This is a genomic window from Serratia marcescens subsp. marcescens ATCC 13880 (genome assembly GCF_017299535.1).
In the GTDB taxonomy this organism is placed as follows: domain Bacteria; phylum Pseudomonadota; class Gammaproteobacteria; order Enterobacterales; family Enterobacteriaceae; genus Serratia; species Serratia marcescens.
Map to the genome: position 1 here is coordinate 757,099 of NZ_CP071238.1, position 19,261 is coordinate 776,359.

General features: G+C 60.3%; 14 protein-coding genes and 1 riboswitch. Of the genes, 6 read left to right on the plus strand and 8 right to left on the minus strand.

The genetic code is table 11. The annotated features are described in order from the left end of the window. Positions 1-34: 34 nt before the first annotated feature. From thiQ to sgrR, 4 genes are all read right to left on the minus strand, one after another. The gene (gene thiQ, locus J0F90_RS03500; protein WP_033641245.1) at positions 35-739 is read right to left on the minus strand and encodes a thiamine ABC transporter ATP-binding protein ThiQ; all 705 of its coding nucleotides are present in this window, start codon (positions 737-739) and stop codon (positions 35-37) included. Next, positions 726-2,333 carry a thiamine/thiamine pyrophosphate ABC transporter permease ThiP gene (gene thiP / locus J0F90_RS03505; RefSeq protein WP_033641246.1) on the minus strand — a complete coding sequence of 536 codons (1,608 nt, stop codon included), beginning with the start codon at positions 2,331-2,333 and terminating at the stop codon, positions 726-728. Before thiP ends, thiQ begins: the two co-directional genes overlap by 14 nt. Continuing rightward, entirely contained in the window at positions 2,309-3,295 is a 987-nt protein-coding gene (thiB, locus tag J0F90_RS03510; protein ID WP_033641247.1) for a thiamine ABC transporter substrate binding subunit, read from the minus strand. The genes thiP and thiB overlap by 25 nt, the downstream gene beginning before the upstream one ends. Before the next feature lie 57 nt (positions 3,296-3,352). Further along, positions 3,353-3,471, minus strand: a riboswitch (TPP riboswitch). A 37-nt stretch (positions 3,472-3,508) separates the two neighbouring features. After that, the gene (gene sgrR, locus J0F90_RS03515) at positions 3,509-5,170 is read right to left on the minus strand and encodes an HTH-type transcriptional regulator SgrR (RefSeq protein WP_033641248.1); all 1,662 of its coding nucleotides are present in this window, start codon (positions 5,168-5,170) and stop codon (positions 3,509-3,511) included. Between the two features lie 90 nt (positions 5,171-5,260). On the opposite strand from sgrR, the gene sgrT reads away from it, so the two are divergent. The 3 genes from sgrT to J0F90_RS03530 all read left to right on the plus strand — a co-directional run bounded on the left by sgrT (position 5,261) and on the right by J0F90_RS03530 (position 8,402). Then, positions 5,261-5,434 (plus strand): glucose uptake inhibitor SgrT, encoded by a 174-nt coding sequence (gene sgrT, locus J0F90_RS03520; protein WP_072009629.1) that lies wholly within the window; start codon positions 5,261-5,263, stop codon positions 5,432-5,434. Between the two features lie 154 nt (positions 5,435-5,588). Continuing rightward, on the plus strand, positions 5,589-6,785 hold the full coding sequence (locus J0F90_RS03525; RefSeq protein ID WP_033641249.1) for an MFS transporter: 1,197 nt from the start codon (positions 5,589-5,591) through the stop codon (positions 6,783-6,785). 144 nt (positions 6,786-6,929) lie between these two features. Further along, positions 6,930-8,402: a DASS family sodium-coupled anion symporter gene (locus tag J0F90_RS03530; protein ID WP_033641250.1), complete on the plus strand. Its 1,473-nt coding sequence runs from the start codon at positions 6,930-6,932 to the stop codon at positions 8,400-8,402. A 42-nt stretch (positions 8,403-8,444) separates the two neighbouring features. Here the strand turns inward: J0F90_RS03530 and leuD are convergent, their stop codons facing one another. The 4 genes from leuD to leuA are packed head-to-tail and all read right to left on the minus strand — an operon-like array spanning position 8,445 to position 13,127. Continuing rightward, positions 8,445-9,047 carry a 3-isopropylmalate dehydratase small subunit gene (gene leuD / locus J0F90_RS03535; protein WP_004932829.1) on the minus strand — a complete coding sequence of 201 codons (603 nt, stop codon included), beginning with the start codon at positions 9,045-9,047 and terminating at the stop codon, positions 8,445-8,447. A gap of 9 nt (positions 9,048-9,056) precedes the next feature. Continuing rightward, a complete protein-coding gene (gene leuC / locus J0F90_RS03540) occupies positions 9,057-10,457 on the minus strand; it encodes a 3-isopropylmalate dehydratase large subunit (protein ID WP_033637093.1) in 1,401 nt (466 codons plus the stop codon). 1 nt (position 10,458) lies between these two features. Then, positions 10,459-11,550, minus strand: coding sequence for a 3-isopropylmalate dehydrogenase (gene leuB, locus J0F90_RS03545; RefSeq protein WP_033641251.1), 1,092 nt, complete (start codon positions 11,548-11,550; stop codon positions 10,459-10,461). A gap of 2 nt (positions 11,551-11,552) precedes the next feature. After that, complete coding sequence (leuA, locus tag J0F90_RS03550) at positions 11,553-13,127, minus strand: 2-isopropylmalate synthase (protein ID WP_016929098.1); 1,575 nt, start codon at positions 13,125-13,127, stop codon at positions 11,553-11,555. A gap of 875 nt (positions 13,128-14,002) precedes the next feature. Between leuA and leuO the strand changes: the two genes are divergently transcribed. From leuO to ilvI, 3 genes are all read left to right on the plus strand, one after another. Next, positions 14,003-14,950 carry a transcriptional regulator LeuO gene (gene leuO / locus J0F90_RS03560; protein WP_033641252.1) on the plus strand — a complete coding sequence of 316 codons (948 nt, stop codon included), beginning with the start codon at positions 14,003-14,005 and terminating at the stop codon, positions 14,948-14,950. A 465-nt stretch (positions 14,951-15,415) separates the two neighbouring features. Further along, positions 15,416-17,224, plus strand: a complete 1,809-nt coding sequence (locus J0F90_RS03565) for an AMP-dependent synthetase/ligase (RefSeq protein ID WP_033641253.1) — start codon at positions 15,416-15,418, stop codon at positions 17,222-17,224. Between the two features lie 316 nt (positions 17,225-17,540). Next, positions 17,541-19,259 carry an acetolactate synthase 3 large subunit gene (gene ilvI, locus J0F90_RS03570; RefSeq protein ID WP_033641254.1) on the plus strand — a complete coding sequence of 573 codons (1,719 nt, stop codon included), beginning with the start codon at positions 17,541-17,543 and terminating at the stop codon, positions 19,257-19,259. The last annotated feature ends 2 nt before the right edge of the window (positions 19,260-19,261 follow it).

Consider the following 19,261-nt stretch of genomic DNA (forward strand, 5'->3'; position numbering starts at 1 on the left):
GTTTATTGGCGCAGCATAAAAAACGCGCGTCAGATCACGCTTTGCCCGAAATGCCCAGCACGCGCGCTTCGGGCGCGCTGCCGTCCATCAGGGCCTGCGTCGTGCCGTCGTAATAGATGCGGCCGTCGACCACCAGCAGCGTGCGCGGCGCGATGCGTGCGGCGTCGTCGAGGTTGTGCGACACCATCAGCAGCGTCAGGTTGCGCTGTTCGCATACCGTCTGCAGCAGCTGCAGCATCTCGTTGCGCAGCGCCGGATCGAGCGCCGAGAAGGGTTCGTCGAGCAACAGGATCGGCCGTTGGCGAATCAAACAGCGCGCCAGCGCGGCGCGCTGACGCTGGCCGCCGGAAAGTTGCGACGGCAGGCGCTCCAGGCGCTCTTCCAGGCCGACCTGACGGGCGATGTGCTCCCGCTGTTGGCGCTGTTGTTCAGTCAAGCGCAGACCGGGATCCAACCCCAGCCCGATGTTCTGCGCCACCGTCAGGTGCGCGAACAGGTTGTTCTCCTGAAACAGCATCGACACCGGCCGCTTGGCCGGCGGGGTGGCGGTGTGGTCTTCGCCGTTCAGCAGCAGCCGGCCGCTGGCCGCCGGCAGAAAACCGGCGATCAGGCTCAGCAAGGTGCTTTTACCGGCGCCGCTGGGGCCGAGCACCGCGACGCGCTCGCCCGGCTGGATGCGCAGATCAAAGCGCATCGGCAGGTGTTCATACAGGTAGGTCAGTTTTTCAAGCGTCAGCATGGCGGCCCGGTAAGCGTTCAATCAGGGTAAACAACAGGAAGCACAGCAGCAGCAACAGCAGCGCGGTCACCGCCCCGTCGTTGCTGCGGTAGGCGCCAATCTGCTGATACAGGTAAAAAGGCAGGGTACGGAAATGCTCGTTGCCAAACAAGGCGACCACGCCGAAGTCGCCGATCGACAGCACGCAGGCGAAGGCCAGTGCCTGCGCCAGCGGGCGGCGCAGGGCGCGCAGCTCAATCAGCCGCAGCCGTTGCCAGCCGCGGATATCCAGCGACAGGCACAGCGGATTGTAACGTTCGGCGAGGTCGCGCATCGGGTTCTCCAACACCTTTAGCGCGTAGGGCACCGCCATCAGCGCATTGGTGAGGATCACCAGCGCATAGGGCGACTGCGGCAACCCAATTGTATCGCTCAGCAGCAGGAAGAAGCCGGTGGCCAGCACGATGCCCGGCATCGCCAGGATCACCATGCCGCTCAGCTCCAGCGCCTGGCCGCCGTGCAGCTGCTGCCGCAGTTTCAGCTCGCGGCTGCTCCACAGCAGCATCATCGTGAGCGCCACGCACAGCAGCCCGGCGCCGAGGGCGATGCGCAGCGACGTGAACAGCGCCTGCCACAGCACCGGCTGGCGCAGCACGCTGACAATGGCCTGATTGGCGCCGTCGGCGATCACCGCCAGCAGAGGCGGCAGCAGCAGCAGCAGGGCGGCGGCGATCAGCAGAAAATCGCTGATGCGCCGCCACAGGCTGTCTTCCGGATTGCGCCAGCGCTGGGCGTGGGTATGCCCCACCGGCAATGCCTGGCTCAGGCGCTGACTGATCAACACCAGCCCGAGACAACAGCCCAGCTGGATCAGCGCCAGCATGGCGGCACGCCCCAGATCGTAGTCGTAACTCAGCGCCTGGTAGATCGCCAGTTCGATGGTGGTGGCCTGCGGCCCGCCGCCCAGCGACAGCACGGTGGCGAAGCTGGCGAAACACAGCATGAAGATCAGCGCGCCGCTCGGCAGGATCTGGCGACGCAGCGCCGGCCATTCGACGAAGCGGAACTGCTGCCAGCCGTTCATACCCAGTTGGGCGGCCAGCTGGCGCTGCTCCACCGGAATGTTCTCCAGCGCCTGCAGCAACAGGCGGGTGGCCAGCGGCAGGTTAAAGAACAGGTGCGCCAGCAGAATGCCCTGCAGCCCGTAGGGCGAGAAGCCATACTCGACGCCCAGCCAGCCGCACAGCGTCGCCAGCCAGCCCTGGCGCCCATAGACGCTGAGCAGGCCGAACACCGCCACCAGCACCGGCAGCACCAGCGTCATGGCGCACAGCCGCAGCAGCAGCTGCCGGCCGGGGAAACGGCGGCGATAGAGCGCACGCGCCAGCAGAACGGCGGGCAGCACCGAAATCAGCGCCGACAACAGCGCCTGCCAGAAGGTGAAGCGCACCACGTGCCACAGGTAACTGTCCTGCCACAGGCCGCGCCAGTCGCTGTCCGGCGCGTGACGCCACAGTGAGCCCATCGCCAGTGCGGCGACCAGCAGGATCACGCCGGCGGCCAGCAGCCCCGGCCAGAGCCAACGGGGGATCAGCGGCTGACGGCGGTTTGCCATGCCCGGATCCAACCGCCGCGTTGTTTGGCCACCTCTTCGGCGCTGTATTGCAGCGCGGTCTGCGGCACGTTCATCTGCTCAAAACCGACGGGCAGCGGGGTGTTGATCACCGGGTACATCCAGTTGCCGGTCGGGATGGTGTTCTGGAATGCCGGCGTCACCATGAACTGCATGAAGCGCTCGGCCAGCTCAGGCTGTTTGGCGGCTTTCAGCTTGCCCGCCACTTCCACCTGCAGGTAGTGGCCTTCGCTGAACGTGGCGGCGGCGTAAAGGTCTTTTTTCTCTTCGATCAGGTGATAGGCCGGAGACGTGGTGTAGCTGAGCACCAGGTCGCCTTCGCCTTTCAGGAACAGGCCGTAGGCCTCGCTCCAGCCTTTGGTGACGGTGACGGTCTTCTTCGCCAGCTGCTGCCAGGCGGCCGGCGCCTCGTCGCCATACACTTTTTGCATCCACAGCAGCAGGCCGAGCCCCGGCGTGCTGGTGCGCGGATCTTCGTAGATCACTTTCCAGTTGCGGTCGCCGCTGACCAGCTCCTGCAGGCTTTTCGGCGGGTTCTTCAGTTTTTCTTTGTTGTAGACGAAGGCGAAGTACCCGTAGTCGTAAGGCACGAAGGTCGCGTCCTGCCAGCCGCCCGGCACCGTCAGCTTGGCGGTGTCGACGCCGCTCGGCGCGAACAGGCCGGTTTGCTGCGCCGCCTGCAGCAGGTTGTTGTCCAGCCCCAGCACCACGTCGGCGGCGCTGTTTTTGCCTTCCATGCGCAGGCGGTTCAGCAGCGAGACGCCGTCTTCCAGCGCGACGAACTTCAGTTCACAGCCGCATTCGGCTTCGAAGGCTTTTTTCACCGCCGGGCCAGGGCCCCAGTCGGCGGCGAAGGAATCGTAGGTGTAAACCGTCAGCGTCGGCTTGGCGAACGCCGGCGCGGCGCACAGCAGCAATAAGCAGGGCAGATATTTTTTGACCACGTTGCACTCCTGAAAAATAAGGGGGCAAGGGCATCTGAGGGGGCGAGGCGGCGTCGCCGGTTCGCTGGGCTCAAATCCCTCCGCCGGTATTGACCGGATCAGGTTCGACGGGTGTGCTCTCAGCGGAAAATCGGGCTTATTAGGCGGCCCGGCTCTCCGCACCCCGTTGAGACGGCGCTATTGTAAAGATTAACCGACTTGGGCGAAAGGCGCTTATGTCTCCGGCGGGGCAAACCAGGCGGACTTGAAGTCGAACCAGCCGAGGGTGTTCATCCGCACGCCGCGCATGCTGCGCTGGCCGTGCAGCTGCAGCCAGTGGTGGAACAGCGGATGCAACTGGTGGTTGCTGACCAAACGCTGGCAGAACTCCGCCAGCGGCAAGCGGTTGGCGCGCCACAGCGCCGCGTCCTGCGCCAGATCTTCGTTCATGCAGTGCTGCATCAGCGGCAGTTCGTACAGCGTGGCGAACAGCGAAAACTCCAGCGGCAGATAGAAGTTGGCGCTGCCGAGCCACAGATCGCTGCGCGCGTCGCCCTGGTGCCAGGTGGCGTAATCCACGCTTTGCACGATCAGGCGGATGCCGTGCTGCGCCAGCAGCGGTTCAATCGCCTGGCGAATGGCGTGAAACTCCGAATGCTCATTGAAGTGGGTCATCGTCAGTTCGGTCAATCCCGCCGGTTTGGGTTGCTGCGCCAGCGCGCGGTTGTGGTGCCAGCGGGGCAGCAGGCCGTACGCCGGCGACCAGTAGCGCTGGTAGAGCGGCCCGGCGCGGCTCAGCAGCGAAATGGGGTTGATCAATTCGCACAGCCAACTGCGAATGGCGGGGTCGGCGGCCAGCGGGGAGCGCTGATCGAACAGCAAGAAATAACAGCCCTCTTCCAGTCGGCTTTCCAGTTCGTTTTTGCCGGTTTCATCGCCCTGCAGCTGCACGCCGGAGTGCACCAGTTCTTCGGAGAACTCCGGCAGCACCCAGATGTTCACCTCGTCGATCAGCGCCCGGTAGCCGAAATAGTCGTCGAAAGCGTGGATCTTCATCTGGCTGGGAAGATTGCGCACCACGCGGTAGGGGCCGGTGCCGACCGGATGGCGGGCGAAATCCGGCAGTTCGCGCCATTCACGCGGCAGGATCATGGCCTGCACACTGCCCAGCAGCCAGGGCAGCCAGTGGTCGGGGCTGCGCAGATGCACGTCGATAACGAACGGCGTCGGCGAGGTGACGCTCTCGATATGCGAGAACAGCGGTTGCGCGGTCAGACGCGAGAGGGATGTGATGACGTCCGCCATCTCCAGCTCGCGGCCGTGATGAAAATGGATCGCCGGGCGCAGGTAAAACCGCCAGTGCAGCGGCGTCAGCGCCTGCCAATGGTGAGACAGATCGGACTCCAGTTCCCCGTTTTCCTCATTTATGCGCGTCAGGCCGTTGAAGATCTGGCGCGCCAGATGGGTTTCCGAACGCCGCAGCGCCGAGCCGGGCAGCAGATTGTACAACTGCCGGTAGTAGAGCACCCGCAGGATGTGCTTCCCCTGGCGGAAGCTGCGCCCCAGCTGCGACAGCAGCATCTGGCGCACCACGTTTTTGTCGCCCACCAGTTGCACCAGCTGATCGATGCGATCCTGTTCCAGCAACTCCTCGGCCCGCTGTTGCTGCAGCGCCAGGCCGGTGTAGTGGAAGGTTAGCCGCGAACGCTTGCCGCGCCCCGACTCCGCCTGCCAGGTAAGCCAGCCTTCCCGCTGCATGGCGCTCAGCAGGGAGCGCACGTGGCGCCGCGAGCAGCTGAGCACCTCCGCCAGATCCTGCAGCGTGGTGTCGGTGGTTTCACCGTGGCAGCGCTGCCACAGGCGGATGAACTGCTGCTGCAATCTGGACGTGGACATAAAAGAGGAACACTCCCGCTTCAACTCGTCAATTTTTCTTTCCCTATATTACGCCGATAATTTTCATCAATGAAAGGGGAGGGCGTAATCATGAAAGCTTTCTTATCCAAATCGTTCTATCAGCGCTATTTCAGCGCGGTGCGCCGCCAGCGCGCCGACTGGCTGAGCGTGGTGCCCGAACAGGCGCGGCTGGCGATGCTGGCGCACCTGACGCAATGGGACATTAAAGAGATGACCGATAAGCAGTATCGCGAGCACCTGTAGGGGCTGCGGCAACAAGTTTCTGAGTAATGGTGCTGTTTCACCAGCCAGTGGGGCGACCCACTGGTTTTTTTATGCGCGGTCATGGCGATGCGCTTGCTTTTTCCTCGTCGTGGCCTAAGGTTCTTTCTTCTGCTTTGAGGTCAGGGAAGACGATATGCAACGCCTGAGCCGGTTGTCACTGCGCATTAACCCCATCTTCGCCGCCTTCCTGCTGATCGCTTTTCTCTCCGGCATCGCCGGCGCGTTGCTGACGCCGACGCTCAGTCTGTTTCTGACCACCGAAGTCAAAGTGCGGCCGCTGTGGGTCGGGCTGTTTTACACCGCCAACGCGGTGGCCGGCATCGTGGTCAGCTTCCTGCTGGCCAAACGTTCCGACACCCGCGGCGATCGGCGCAGGCTGATCCTGCTGTGCTGCCTGATGGCGGTCGGCAACTGCCTGCTGTTCGCCTTTAACCGCGATTACCTGACGCTGATCACCGCCGGGGTGCTGATGTCCGCCGTTGCCAACACCGCCATGCCGCAAATTTTCGCGTTGGCGCGGGAATACGCCGACAGCGAGGCGCGAGAAGTGGTGATGTTCAGCTCGGTGATGCGCGCCCAGCTTTCGCTGGCGTGGGTGATCGGCCCGCCGCTGTCGTTTGCGCTGGCGCTGAACTACGGGTTCACCGTGATGTTCCTGATCGCCGCCGCCACCTTCGCGGTTTGCGTGCTGCTGGTGGGATTTATGCTGCCTTCGGTGCCGCGTGCGGCGGAGAATGGGGGGCTGCAGGGCGGGATGTCTGCGCCGATCGCGCCCGCCAGCGCCTGGCGCAATCGCGATGTGTGGCTGCTGTTCATCGCTTCGATGCTGATGTGGACCTGCAATACCTTGTATATCATCGATATGCCGCTGTATATCACCGCCGATCTCGGGTTGCCGGAAGGGCTGGCCGGGGTGCTGATGGGCACTGCCGCCGGGTTGGAAATCCCGGCAATGCTACTGGCCGGTTATTACGTCAAACGCTTCGGCAAGCGCAACATGATGCTGCTGGCGGTGGCGGCGGGCGTGCTGTTTTATCTCGGGCTGACGGTGTTGGCGACCAAGCCGGCCCTGATCGCGCTGCAGCTGCTTAACGCGGTGTTTATCGGCATCGTCGCCGGTATCGGCATGCTCTATTTTCAGGATTTGATGCCGGGCCGGCCGGGCGCCGCCACCACGCTGTTCACCAACAGCATCTCTACCGGGGTGATCCTGGCCGGGGTGCTGCAGGGCGCGCTGGTGGAGAATTTCGGTCATGGTTCGGTGTATTGGATGGCGGCGCTGCTGGCGCTGGCGGCGCTCGGGATGAGCGCCAAAGTGCGTGAAGTGTAAGGTTAAACGACGGCATTCTTGATGCAAGTCATTGAGAAGGCTAAGCCGGACGCTCAAGCTGAAGGCATATGGCGCGCGATCGCTGCGCCCACGCCCATCTCGCTATTGAGATGCCGCCCTGTCGTTTAGAACAGTGGGAACGTTATGGATAAACTCACACCGCTCAAACCGCTTCCTTCCCTGTGCGCCCTTGGCGCCACGCTGATTATCTGGTTCCTCATTCCCGTGCCGGAGGGCGTTGCGCCCAACGCCTGGCAACTGCTGGCGCTGTTTATCGGCACCATCATCGCCATCATCGGCAAGGCGATGCCGATCGGCGCGGTTTCGGTGATCGCCATCGCTCTGGTGGCGGTGACCGGCGTCACCAATCCGGGCAAGCCGGGCGCCGCGCTGGACGATGCGCTCAGCGGCTTCTCCAACCAGCTGATCTGGCTGATCGGCTTTTCGATCATGATTTCCCTCAGCCTGAACAAAACCGGGCTGGGCGCGCGCATCGGCTATTACTTTATTTCGCTGTTCGGCAAGAAGACGCTGGGCATCGCTTACGCGCTGACGCTGGCGGAAACCACGCTGGCGCCGGTGACGCCGAGCAACACCGCGCGCGGCGGCGGCATCATTCACCCGATCATGAAGTCGATCGCCGACAGCTTCGGCTCCAAACCCGAGCTCAATACCTCCGGCAAAATCGGCCGCTACCTGTCGTTGGTAAACTACAACATCAACCCGATCACCTCGGCGATGTTTATCACCGCCACCGCGCCTAACCCGTTGATCGTCAGCCTGATCGCCAAAGGCACCCACGGCAGCTTCGAGCTGTCCTGGTCGATGTGGGCGGTCGCCGCCCTGGTGCCGGGGCTGTGTTCGTTGATCGTGATGCCGCTGGTTATTTACCTGCTGTATCCGCCTGAGGTGAAAAGCACGCCGGACGCGCCGCGCTTCGCGCGCGAAAAGCTGCAGGCGCTGGGGCCGGTGACGCTGCCGGAGAAAATTACCCTCGGGGTGTTCGCGCTGCTGTTGGTGCTGTGGGCCGGCATTCCGGCGATGGTCTTCGGCCCGGCGCTGGCGGTCAATCCCACCACTGCGGCGCTGATCGGCCTGGCGGTATTGCTGGCCACCGGCGTGCTGAGCTGGGAGGATGTGCTGAAGCATAAAGGCGCCTGGGACACCGTGGTGTGGTTCTCGGCGCTGGTGATGATGGCCAGCTTCCTCGGCAAGCTGGGGCTGATCGGCTGGCTGTCGCAAACCGTCGGCAACGGCATCGACCGTATGGGCATGAGCTGGGTGGGCGGTACGATCTTGCTGACCCTCATCTATTTGTATTCACACTATTTCTTCGCCAGCACCACCGCGCACGTGACGGCGATGTTCGCCGCCTTCTTCGCCGCCGGCATCGCGCTCGGGGCGCCGCCGGCGTTGCTGGGCCTGATCCTGGCGTTCTCTTCTTCGCTGATGATGTCGCTGACCCATTACGGCACCGGCACCGCGCCGATCGTCTTTGGCTCCGGCTATGTGACGCTGGGGGAGTGGTGGAAAGCGGGATGGGTGATGAGCGTGGTTAACCTGCTGATCTGGATGCTGATCGGCGGGGCATGGTGGAAGCTGCTGGGCTACTGGTGAGGAAAGAATTCACCCGCCGGGCGGCGGGTGAATTGAAGGGGATTAATTCAGAAACGCCGGCTGCTGCGCTTCGTAGCGGGAGATGTCCGCTTCGTGCTGCAGCGTCAGGCCGATGCTGTCCAGCCCGTTGATCATGCAGTGGCGGCGGAAGCTGTCGATTTCGAACGGATAGCTTTTGCCGCCGGCGTTGACCGTCTGGTTCTCCAGATCCACCACGAACTCCGTCCCCTCGTTGGCGTCCACCAGTTTGAACAGCTCGTCCACCTGCTGCTCGCTCAGCGTCACCGGCAACAGCTGGTTGTTGAACGAGTTGCCGTAGAAGATGTCGGCGAAGCTCGGCGCGATCACCACTTTGAACCCGTAGTCGGTCAGCGCCCAGGGGGCGTGTTCGCGCGAAGAGCCGCAGCCGAAGTTTTCGCGCGCCAACAGGATGCTGGCGCCTTTATAGCGCGGTTTGTTCAGCACGAACGCCGGGTTCGGTTGCTGGCCGGCGTCGTCGAGGAAGCGCCAGTCGTTGAACAGGTGCTGGCCGAAACCGGTGCGGGTGACCTTCTGTAAAAACTGCTTGGGAATAATGGCGTCGGTGTCGACGTTGGCCGCATCCAAAGGCACCACTAAGCCGGTATGTTGAGTAAATTTAGCCACGTTAGCCCCTTAGTGAATATCACGGATGTCGGCGAAGTGACCGGCGACGGCGGCCGCGGCGGCCATCGCCGGGCTGACCAGGTGGGTGCGCCCGCCGCGGCCCTGACGCCCTTCGAAGTTACGGTTGCTGGTGGACGCGCAGCGCTCGCCCGGATTCAGACGGTCGTTGTTCATCGCCAGACACATTGAGCAACCCGGCAAACGCCATTCGAAACCGGCTTCGATAAAGATTTTGTCCAACCCTTCGGCTTCCGCCTGGGCCTTCACCGGGCCGGATCCCGGCACCACGATGGCCTGCACGCCGCTGGCGACCTTGCGCCCCTTGGCGATAGCCGCCGCCGCGCGCAGATCTTCGATGCGTGAGTTGGTGCAGGAGCCGATGAACACTTTGTCGATCGGCACGTCGGTCAATTTGATGCCCGGCTTCAAATCCATGTAGGCTAGCGCTTTCTCAGCGGAGGCGCGCTCGACCGGATCGCTGAACGATTCCGGCGCCGGGATCGCCTGATTGACGGCGATCACTTGGCCGGGATTGGTGCCCCAGGTGACCTGCGGCGCGATCTCTTCGGCGCGCAGCGTCACCACGGTATCGAACTGGGCGTCGGCGTCGGACTTCAGCGTGCGCCAATAGGCGACCGCCTGCTCCCAGTTTTCGCCGGTTGGCGCAAACTGACGCCCCTTCAGGTAGGCGAAGGTGGTGTCATCCGGCGCGACCAGCCCGGCCTTGGCGCCCATTTCGATCGCCATGTTGCACAGGGTCATGCGGCCTTCCATGCTCAACGCTTCGATCGCCTTGCCGCAGAACTCCACCACGTGGCCGGTGCCGCCGGCGCTGCCGGTTTTGCCGATCACCGCCAGCACGATGTCTTTGGCGGTGATGCCCTCGGCGGCGTCGCCGGTGACTTCAATCTTCATGGTCTTGGCGCGGCCCTGTTTCAGGGTCTGGGTCGCCAGCACGTGTTCCACTTCGGAAGTGCCGATGCCGAACGCCAACGAGCCGAAAGCGCCGTGGGTGGCGGTGTGCGAGTCGCCGCAGACGATGGTCATGCCCGGCAGCGTCATGCCTTGCTCAGGCCCGATCACGTGCACGATGCCCTGGAACGGGTGATTCAGGTCATACAGCGAAACGCCGAATTCCGCGCAGTTCTTGATCAACTCCTGCATCTGGATGCGCGCCATTTCGCCGCTGGCGTTGATGTCTTTGGTTTGGGTCGACACGTTGTGATCCATGGTGGCGAAGGTTTTGCCGGGCTGGCGCACCTTGCGGCCCATGGCGCGCAGGCCGTCGAACGCCTGCGGCGAGGTGACTTCGTGCACCAGGTGACGGTCGATATACAGCAACGGCGTTTCGTTCGGCGCTTCGTGCACCACGTGGGCGTCGTACAGCTTCTGGTATAAGGTCTTGGCCATGTTATGCCCCCTGAGCTACAAAGCGGGCGATGATGTCGCCCATTTCATCGGTGCTGACGGCCTTGCCGTCACCGGCCAGATCGGCGGTGCGGTAGCCCTGTTCCAGCGCCTGGTTGATGGCGCGCTCCACGGCGTCGGCCGCTTCATCGGCGCCCAGGCTGTAACGCAGCAGCAGGGTGGCGGACAGGATCTGCGCAATCGGGTTGGCGATGCCTTTGCCTGCAATATCCGGCGCGGAACCGCCCGCCGGTTCGTACAGGCCGAAGCCTTGCTCATTCAGGCTGGCGGACGGCAGCATGCCCATCGAGCCGGTGATCATCGCGCACTCGTCGGACAGAATGTCGCCGAACAGATTGGAGCACAGCAGCACGTCGAACTGGGACGGATCCTTGATCAACTGCATGGTGGCGTTGTCGATATACATGTGCGACAGCGACACGTCCGGGTAATCCTTGGCGACCTGATTGACCACTTCACGCCACAGGATGGAGCTTTGCAGCACGTTGGCCTTGTCGATCGACGTCACCTTGCGGCGGCGCTTGCGGGCGGATTCGAAGGCGATGCGCGCGATGCGTTCAATCTCGAAACGGTGATACACCTCGGTATCGAAGGCGCGTTCCTGCATGCCCTGGCCTTCGCGGCCCTTCGGCTGGCCGAAATAGATGCCGCCGGTCAATTCGCGCACGCACAGAATGTCGAAGCCGCGGGCGGCGATGTCGGCGCGCAGCGGGCAGAATGCCTCCAACCCTTGATACAGGCGCGCCGGGCGCAGGTTGCTGAACAGTTTGAAGTGCTTGCGCAGCGGCAACAGCGCGCCGCGTTCCGGCTGCTCGGCCGGCGGCAGGTGTTCCCATTTCGGGCCGCCCACCGAGCCGAACAGGATGGCGTCGGCCTGCTCGCAGCCGGCGACGGTCGCCGCCGGCAGCGGGCTGCCGTGGCGATCGATGGCGATGCCGCCGACGTCGTACTCGGCGGTGGTGATGCGAATGTCAAAGCGTTGACGCACCGCGTCCAACACTTTGCGCGCCTGAGCCATTACTTCCGGGCCGATGCCGTCTCCGGGCAAGACGGCAATGTGATAAGTCTTCGTCATGTTCACACCGTTTCCTGATTATTTTGATGTTTGTTTTGCTGCAGGCGCTGCTTTTCTTTTTCTACCTGCTGTGAGCGCCAAATATTGTTCAACACGTGCACCATCGCCTTGGCGGAGGATTCGACGATGTCGGTCGCCAGACCCACGCCGTGGAAGCGGCGGCCGTTGTAAGAGACCACGATATCCACCTGGCCCAGCGCGTCGCGGCCATGGCCCTTGGCGGTCAACTGGTACTTCACCAGCTCGATCGGGTAGTCGGTGATGCGATTTATCGCCTGATAGACCGCATCGACCGGGCCGTTGCCGGTGGCGGCTTCAGCTTTCTCTTCGCCGCCGCAGATCAGTTTCACCGAGGCGGTGGCCATGATGCTGCTGCCGGACTGCACGCTGAAGTAACCCAGGCTGAAGTGCTCCGGCTCTTCCTGCTGTTTGTTGATGAAGGCCAGCGCCTCCAGATCGTAGTCGAATACCTGGCCCTTTTTGTCGGCCAGCTTCAGGAAGGCGGCGTACAGGCTATCCAGGTTGTAATCCTGTTCCTGGTAGCCCATCTCTTCCATGCGGTGTTTCACCGCCGCGCGGCCGGAGCGGGAGGTCAGGTTCAACTGCACGTCTTTCAGACCGATCGACTGCGGGGTCATGATTTCGTAGTTTTCGCGGTTCTTCAGCACGCCGTCCTGGTGAATGCCGGAGGAATGGGCGAAGGCGTTGGAGCCGACGATCGCCTTGTTGGCCGGGATCGGCATGTTGCACAGCTGGCTGACGATCTGGCTGGTGCGGAAGATTTCCTGGTGATTGATGTTGGTGTGCACGTTCATGATGTCCTGGCGCACTTTAATCGCCATGATTACTTCTTCCAGCGAACAGTTGCCGGCGCGTTCACCAATGCCGTTCAGGGTGCCTTCCACCTGGCGGGCGCCGGCCTGCACCGCGGCGATGGAGTTGCCGACCGCCATGCCCAAATCGTCGTGGCAGTGCACGGAGATGATGGCTTTGTCGATGTTCGGCACGCGGTCATACAGGGTAGTGATGATGCCGCCGAACTGGTTCGGCGTGGTGTAGCCGACGGTGTCCGGGATATTGATGGTGGTGGCGCCGGCGTTGATGGCGGCTTCAACCACGCGACACAGATTGTCGATCGGCGTGCGGCCGGCGTCTTCACAGGAGAACTCCACGTCGTCGGTGTAGTTGCGGGCGCGTTTTACCGAGCGCACCGCCATCTCCAGCACTTCGTCGAACGAGCGCTTCAGCTTCGATTCGATGTGCAGGGTCGAGGTGGCCAGGAATACGTGGATGCGGAACGCTTCGGCGACGCGCAGCGCTTCGGCGGCCACGTCAATGTCTTTGTCCACGCAGCGGGCCAGGCCGCAGACGCGGCTGTTCTTGATCTGGCGCGCGATGGTTTGCACCGACTCGAAATCGCCCGGCGAAGAGACCGGGAAGCCGACTTCCATCACGTCAACGCCCATTCTTTCCAGCGCCAGCGCAATCTGAATCTTCTCTTTTACGCTCAGGCTGGCCTGCAGCGCCTGCTCGCCATCACGCAGCGTGGTATCGAAAATAATGACTTGTTGGCTCATCGGTGCATTCCTTATCGTGTTGATTTCACGCTAAGCGGGCAAAAAAAAACCCGCGCAGTAGCGCGGGTTTCTTATGGGTGATCGGCTGAGTCAGCTCCGAACTTCGTCCATAGGCATACCGCGCAAACAAGATGCGTTAAGTAGTAGGCCTAGTAGACGGTGAGTACGGATCATAAGGGTTCAGCTTCTCTTAAATTGGGTGTCTGCCTAATTTGATACGTGATTGGCCTGGCGATGTCAACACCTGATTGAATGCGGGGACAATGCATCAGCCCATTAGCTAAACAGAGGATCATTCGGCAAAAAAACGACGCCTTAGAGAAAAAAATGGGACCAGTTTGCGTGCTGCTTAGCATAAACGAATCGAATATATACTGCGCTAATTGCTTCTGGATTTCGTTGCGTTAAGATTTGTGATGAAAAAAACAAGAGGGATTAATCACGGGGAGCAATGAAATAACATTTTCAATACAAATGGTTTAAATTGAACTCATATGAATAATTGATTGTTTTAGTCATAATATAACAAAATAATGCGTTTTTACACAAAGTGAGCGGTGTTTTTAGATGGTTTGATTGCTTATGATGTGTTTTTATAGTTTGTCTCATACAGTGCGGCGACGTTGTTCAATTGTATTAATCATTGTTGATACCTAATTATTAGTACTACCCAGGTGGCATTCTTCTCGCTGACGGGGGAAGCTGCTGACATGTATTCCATATACGACTTATATCGTGTCGATAACACGAGGTTTTTTTATCGGTTGATGACGGTAATGGCAGAATTTGTCGTGCAAAGATAAGACAATGCGGCGTTTCATTGTTTGTCGAGCATAAGGATTAGATTATCTACACAGGATTTAGTGGAGTGAAATATGGCTGAATATGATTCAGAAATCGCCATGGTCAAAGAGCCGGCGGACATTCATTTGCGCAGCGTCGATCTTAATTTACTGACGGTGTTTGACGCCGTGATGCAAATGCAAAATATTACGCGAGCCGCTAATTCGTTAGGGATGTCGCAGCCGGCGGTGAGCAATGCGGTAGCGCGCCTGAAGGTGATGTTCAACGACGAACTGTTCGTGCGCTGCGGCCGCGGGATCCAGCCCACCATGCGGGCCAGGCAGCTGTTCGGGCCGGTGCGGCAAGCGCTGCAGCTGGTGCAGAATGAGTTGCCGGGATCTGAGTTTGAGCCGCTGACCAGCACGCGAGCGTTCTCACTGTCGCTGTGCAGCCCGCTCGATTTGCGTCTGGGCGCCGGGATAATCAATCACGTCAAACAGATAGCGCCGCAGCTTAACCTGCAAATAAAGTCATACATTAACAATAATATTGAACATCAATTGCGTTATCAGGACGTCGAGTTTGTCATCGGCTACAGCCGTTTCGAGTCGGCGGAGTTTCGCAGCCTGGCGATGTTCGACGACGAATTAGTGCTGGCGGTTGCGCAGGCGCACCCGAGAATAGGCGAGGAGGTGACGCCGGAGCACATGCTGGCCGAGCAGCATGCTGCGGTTTCCCTGGAAAGTTTTGGATCGTTCAGTAAACCTTTTTATTTAGACGAGCCGATGCTGCGTGCCGTGACGCAGCAGTGCACGGATCTTTACAGCGTGTTGAATATGGTGTCGCAAACGGAAATGGTGGCGATTGCGCCCGCCTGGTTGGTGCGACAGCAGACGGAGGCGTTGAAAATAAAGGCGGTTCCTTTATGTGGCAACGATAATAAAGCCACCTGCTACCTGTCCTGGCATGAATCTTCAGAGCGGGATAAAGGCCACCAGTGGATGAAATCTGTCCTGATTGAGGCGGGTAACCCAAAGTAAAGCGATAAAGATGGGAGCCATATAAAGATAATATTCAACTGAGCGTTTTTTTCTCATGATAAAAACTAAGAACTATCTGTGTTTTTATTAAGATGTTTCTTGGTTTTGCGGCGATAGAATAACTTATTCTTAGGGTAAATTTGTTCATTTAGCGAAAACAATTAATATAAATTAATATTCTGATTTTTACTTTCCAGTTGGAATTTTAAACTAACTCGATGTGGCGGCCCGAACGGGCCGCGTTTTATGGCCGCCATCAAACCTTTTCCTTCCCATTCTGTCCAACCCATGAAAGCGCGAAAGCCGGCTTGAGTTTTGGCTCACACTTCTACGCTGAAATCGCTTTTCCCCCTGCCTGAGAGTAGGTAGACTGCGCGGAAAAAAGTAAACACGTGTAAGCTGAGATGAGGGCCGCAAGGCGTCGTTCAGGCTTAACGGTATGATTCATTTCAGGCTTAGAGCACTATGATCACTAATCTGCTGCAATACCATTTGATCCATCGTATACAGCATCAAATTACCCACCGAGCCGATCGCACAGCATTTCGCCAATGGTCGCCCAACGGCGAGTTTCAACTGACCTGGGGAGCGGCGGCTGCCCGCATCGATCGCATTGCCGCCGGGCTGCTGGCGCTGGGCGCCGAAGTGCAAGAACGTATCGGTATCTTCGCCAATAACACGATGGCCTGGTCGTTGACCGATCTCGCGATCCTGCACCTGCGTGGCGTCAGCGTACCGCTCTATTCCACCAATACGCCGGCGCAGGCGGCCTTCGTCATCAATGACGCTGACATTCGCATCCTGTTCGTCGGCGAACAGGCGCAGTTGGACGCCGCCATCGCGCTGCGCGGCGTCTGTCCGCAACTGCGTCATATTATCGTGTTCGACGAGGATGCCGATCTGCGCGATTGCGAGATAGCCCAACACCTGAGCGCCTTCGAGCATGCCGTCGATCCGGCGGCTTTTATCGCTCAACGTCGGCAGCGCATTGAAGAGTGCGACCTGCAGGATCTCTTCACCCTGATCTATACCTCGGGCACCACCGGCGAGCCGAAAGGGGTGATGCTGGATTATCGCAACCTGGCGGCGCAGCTCTACCTGCATGATGAGAGACTGACGGTCGGCGAAGAGGATGTGTCGCTCAGTTTCCTGCCGCTGTCGCACGTGTTTGAGCGTGCCTGGAGCTTCTTTGTCATGCATTCCGGCGCGCAGAACGTTTTCCTGCCGAACACCGACTGGGTTCGGGAAGCGATGGGGCAGGTGCGGCCGACGTTAATGTGCGCGGTGCCGCGTTTCTACGAGAAGATTTTCAGCGCGGTGCATGAAAAAGTGGCGCGTGCCCCTTGGCTGCGCCGCGCGTTGTTCCACTGGGCGATCGTCTGCGGGGAGCGCAAGTTCCTGCAAGAGCGGGCCGGCAAACCGTTGGGCAAACTGTTCGAACTCTCTCACCGCTGGGCCGACAAGCTGGTATTGAGCAAGCTGCGCGGTATCCTCGGCGGTCGGGTGCGCTTCCTGCCGGCGGCGGGCGCCAAGCTGGATGACAATGTGATCCTGTTTTTCCAGGCGATGGGCGTCAACATCAAGTACGGTTACGGCATGACTGAAACCTGTGCGACCGTGTCCTGCTGGGAAGAAGGGCATTTCCGCTTCGGCTCTATCGGTAAACCGCTGCCGCAGGTCGAGGTGCGCATCGGTGAAGAAAATGAAATTCAGGTGCGCGGGCCGATCGTGATGCGCGGCTATTTCAACAAACCGTTGGAAACCGCCGCGACCTTTACCGCAGACGGCTGGCTGAAAACCGGCGACGCTGGGGCGATCGATGAAGAGGGCAATCTGTTCATCACCGAGCGCCTTAAGGATTTGATGAAAACCTCCGGCGGCAAATACATCGCGCCGCAGATGCTGGAAGGCACGTTGGCGCAGGACCGCTTTATCGAGCAGGTGGCGATCATCGCCGATGCGCGCAAGTTCGTTTCCGCGCTGATCGTGCCGTGCTTTGAGTCGCTGGAAGAGTACGCGAAGTCAGTCAACCTGAAGTATCAGGATCGCCTGGAGCTGCTGCGCAACGGCGAGATCCTCGCGATGTTCGAAAAGCGCCTGCGCGAGATGCAAAAGGAGCTGGCGCGCTTCGAACAGGTGAAGAAGTTCACTCTGCTGCCGGCGGCTTTTTCCATGGAGTTGGGGGAGCTGACGCCAACCCTGAAGCTGCGCCGCAAAGTGATCCTGCAGCGCTATCAGCGCGAAATCGACTCTATGTACCGGGAACAGGCCTGACGCCGCCGCCGGGCCATGTGCCCGGCGAAAAAAGCGGCATATCCTTCACCTGATTTAGTTCTGTAATTTTCCTCCTGTTCGAAACAATGCCTAGCCCAACACCCCTGAGGCTAGCGCATTGTTTTTATAAAGCTGCGATCTCCAGCCGCTTGGCAATAACCCCGCCGCCGTTAAGCCATTTTGCCGTTTGCCTGCCCCATATTCTGACGTTATGTTAATTCGATAGCGACAACCCATAAAAATTTAGGGGCATTGCCCCGCAGCAGGCGCTACGTTCCGGCGCCAGAGAAGAATAAGCAAGCCTGGAGGCAAACCCATGGAGATGTTGTCAGGAGCCGAGATGGTCGTCCGATCGTTGATCGATCAGGGCGTTAAACATGTATTCGGCTACCCCGGCGGGGCGGTGCTCGATATCTACGACGCCCTGCATACGGTCGGAGGGATCGATCATATTCTGGTGCGCCACGAGCAAGGTGCGGTGCACATGGCCGACGGTTACGCGCGCGCCACCGGCGAAGTGGGCGTGGTGCTGGTGACGTCCGGCCCCGGCGCCACCAACGCCATTACCGGTATCGCTACCGCTTATATGGACTCGATCCCGATGGTCGTCCTGTCGGGGCAGGTGCCCAGCTCGCTGATCGGCTACGACGCCTTTCAGGAGTGCGATATGGTGGGGATTTCTCGGCCGGTGGTGAAACACAGCTTCCTGGTAAAACGCACCGAAGACATCCCGGCGGTGTTGAAGAAGGCCTTTTACCTGGCCTCCAGCGGCCGCCCCGGCCCGGTGGTGATCGATCTGCCGAAAGACATCGTCGGCCCGGCGGTGCGGATGCCTTATGCCTACCCGCAGGACGTGAGCATGCGTTCTTATAACCCGACGGTGCAGGGCCATCGCGGGCAAATCAAACGCGCGTTGCAAACCATCCTGGCGGCCAAGAAGCCGGTGATGTATGTCGGCGGCGGCGCGATCAACGCCGGTTGCGAAGCCGAACTGCTGGCGTTGGCGGAGCAGCTGAACCTGCCGGTGACCAGCAGCCTGATGGGACTGGGCGCTTTCCCCGGCACCCATCGCCAGAGTGTCGGCATGCTCGGTATGCACGGCACTTATGAAGCCAACAAAACCATGCACCATGCCGACGTGATCTTCGCGGTCGGCGTGCGTTTCGACGATCGCACGACCAACAATCTGGCCAAATACTGCCCGGATGCCACCGTGCTGCATATCGATATCGATCCGACCTCGATCTCCAAAACGGTGGATGCCGATATTCCGATCGTCGGCGATGCCAAACAGGTGTTGGTGCAGATGCTGGAGCTGTTGGCGCAGGATGACAAGGCGCAGGATCACGATGCGTTGCGCGATTGGTGGCAGTCTATTGAACAGTGGCGCGCCCGCGACTGTTTGGGGTACGACAAAAACAGCGGCACCATCAAGCCGCAGGCGGTGATCGAAACCCTGCATCGCCTGACCAAAGGCGATGCCTATGTGACCTCCGACGTGGGGCAGCACCAGATGTTTGCCGCGCTCTATTACCCGTTCGACAAACCGCGCCGTTGGATCAACTCCGGCGGCCTCGGCACCATGGGCTTCGGCCTGCCGGCGGCATTGGGCGTCAAGCTGGCGCTGCCGGAGGAAACCGTGGTGTGCGTCACCGGCGACGGCAGCATCCAGATGAACATTCAGGAGCTGTCCACCGCGCTGCAATATAACCTGCCGGTGGTGGTGGTGAACCTCAACAACCGCTATCTGGGCATGGTCAAGCAGTGGCAGGACATGATTTATTCCGGCCGCCACTCGCAGTCTTACATGGATTCGCTGCCGGACTTTGTCAAGCTGGCCGAGGCTTACGGCCATGTCGGCATCGCCATCCGCACGCCGGATGAGCTGGAAAGCAAGCTGGCGCAGGCGCTGGCGGAAAAAGAGCGGCTGGTGTTCGTCGACGTGACCGTCGATGAAACCGAACATGTTTACCCGATGCAGATCCGCGGCGGAAGCATGGACGAAATGTGGCTTAGCAAAACGGAGAGGACCTGATC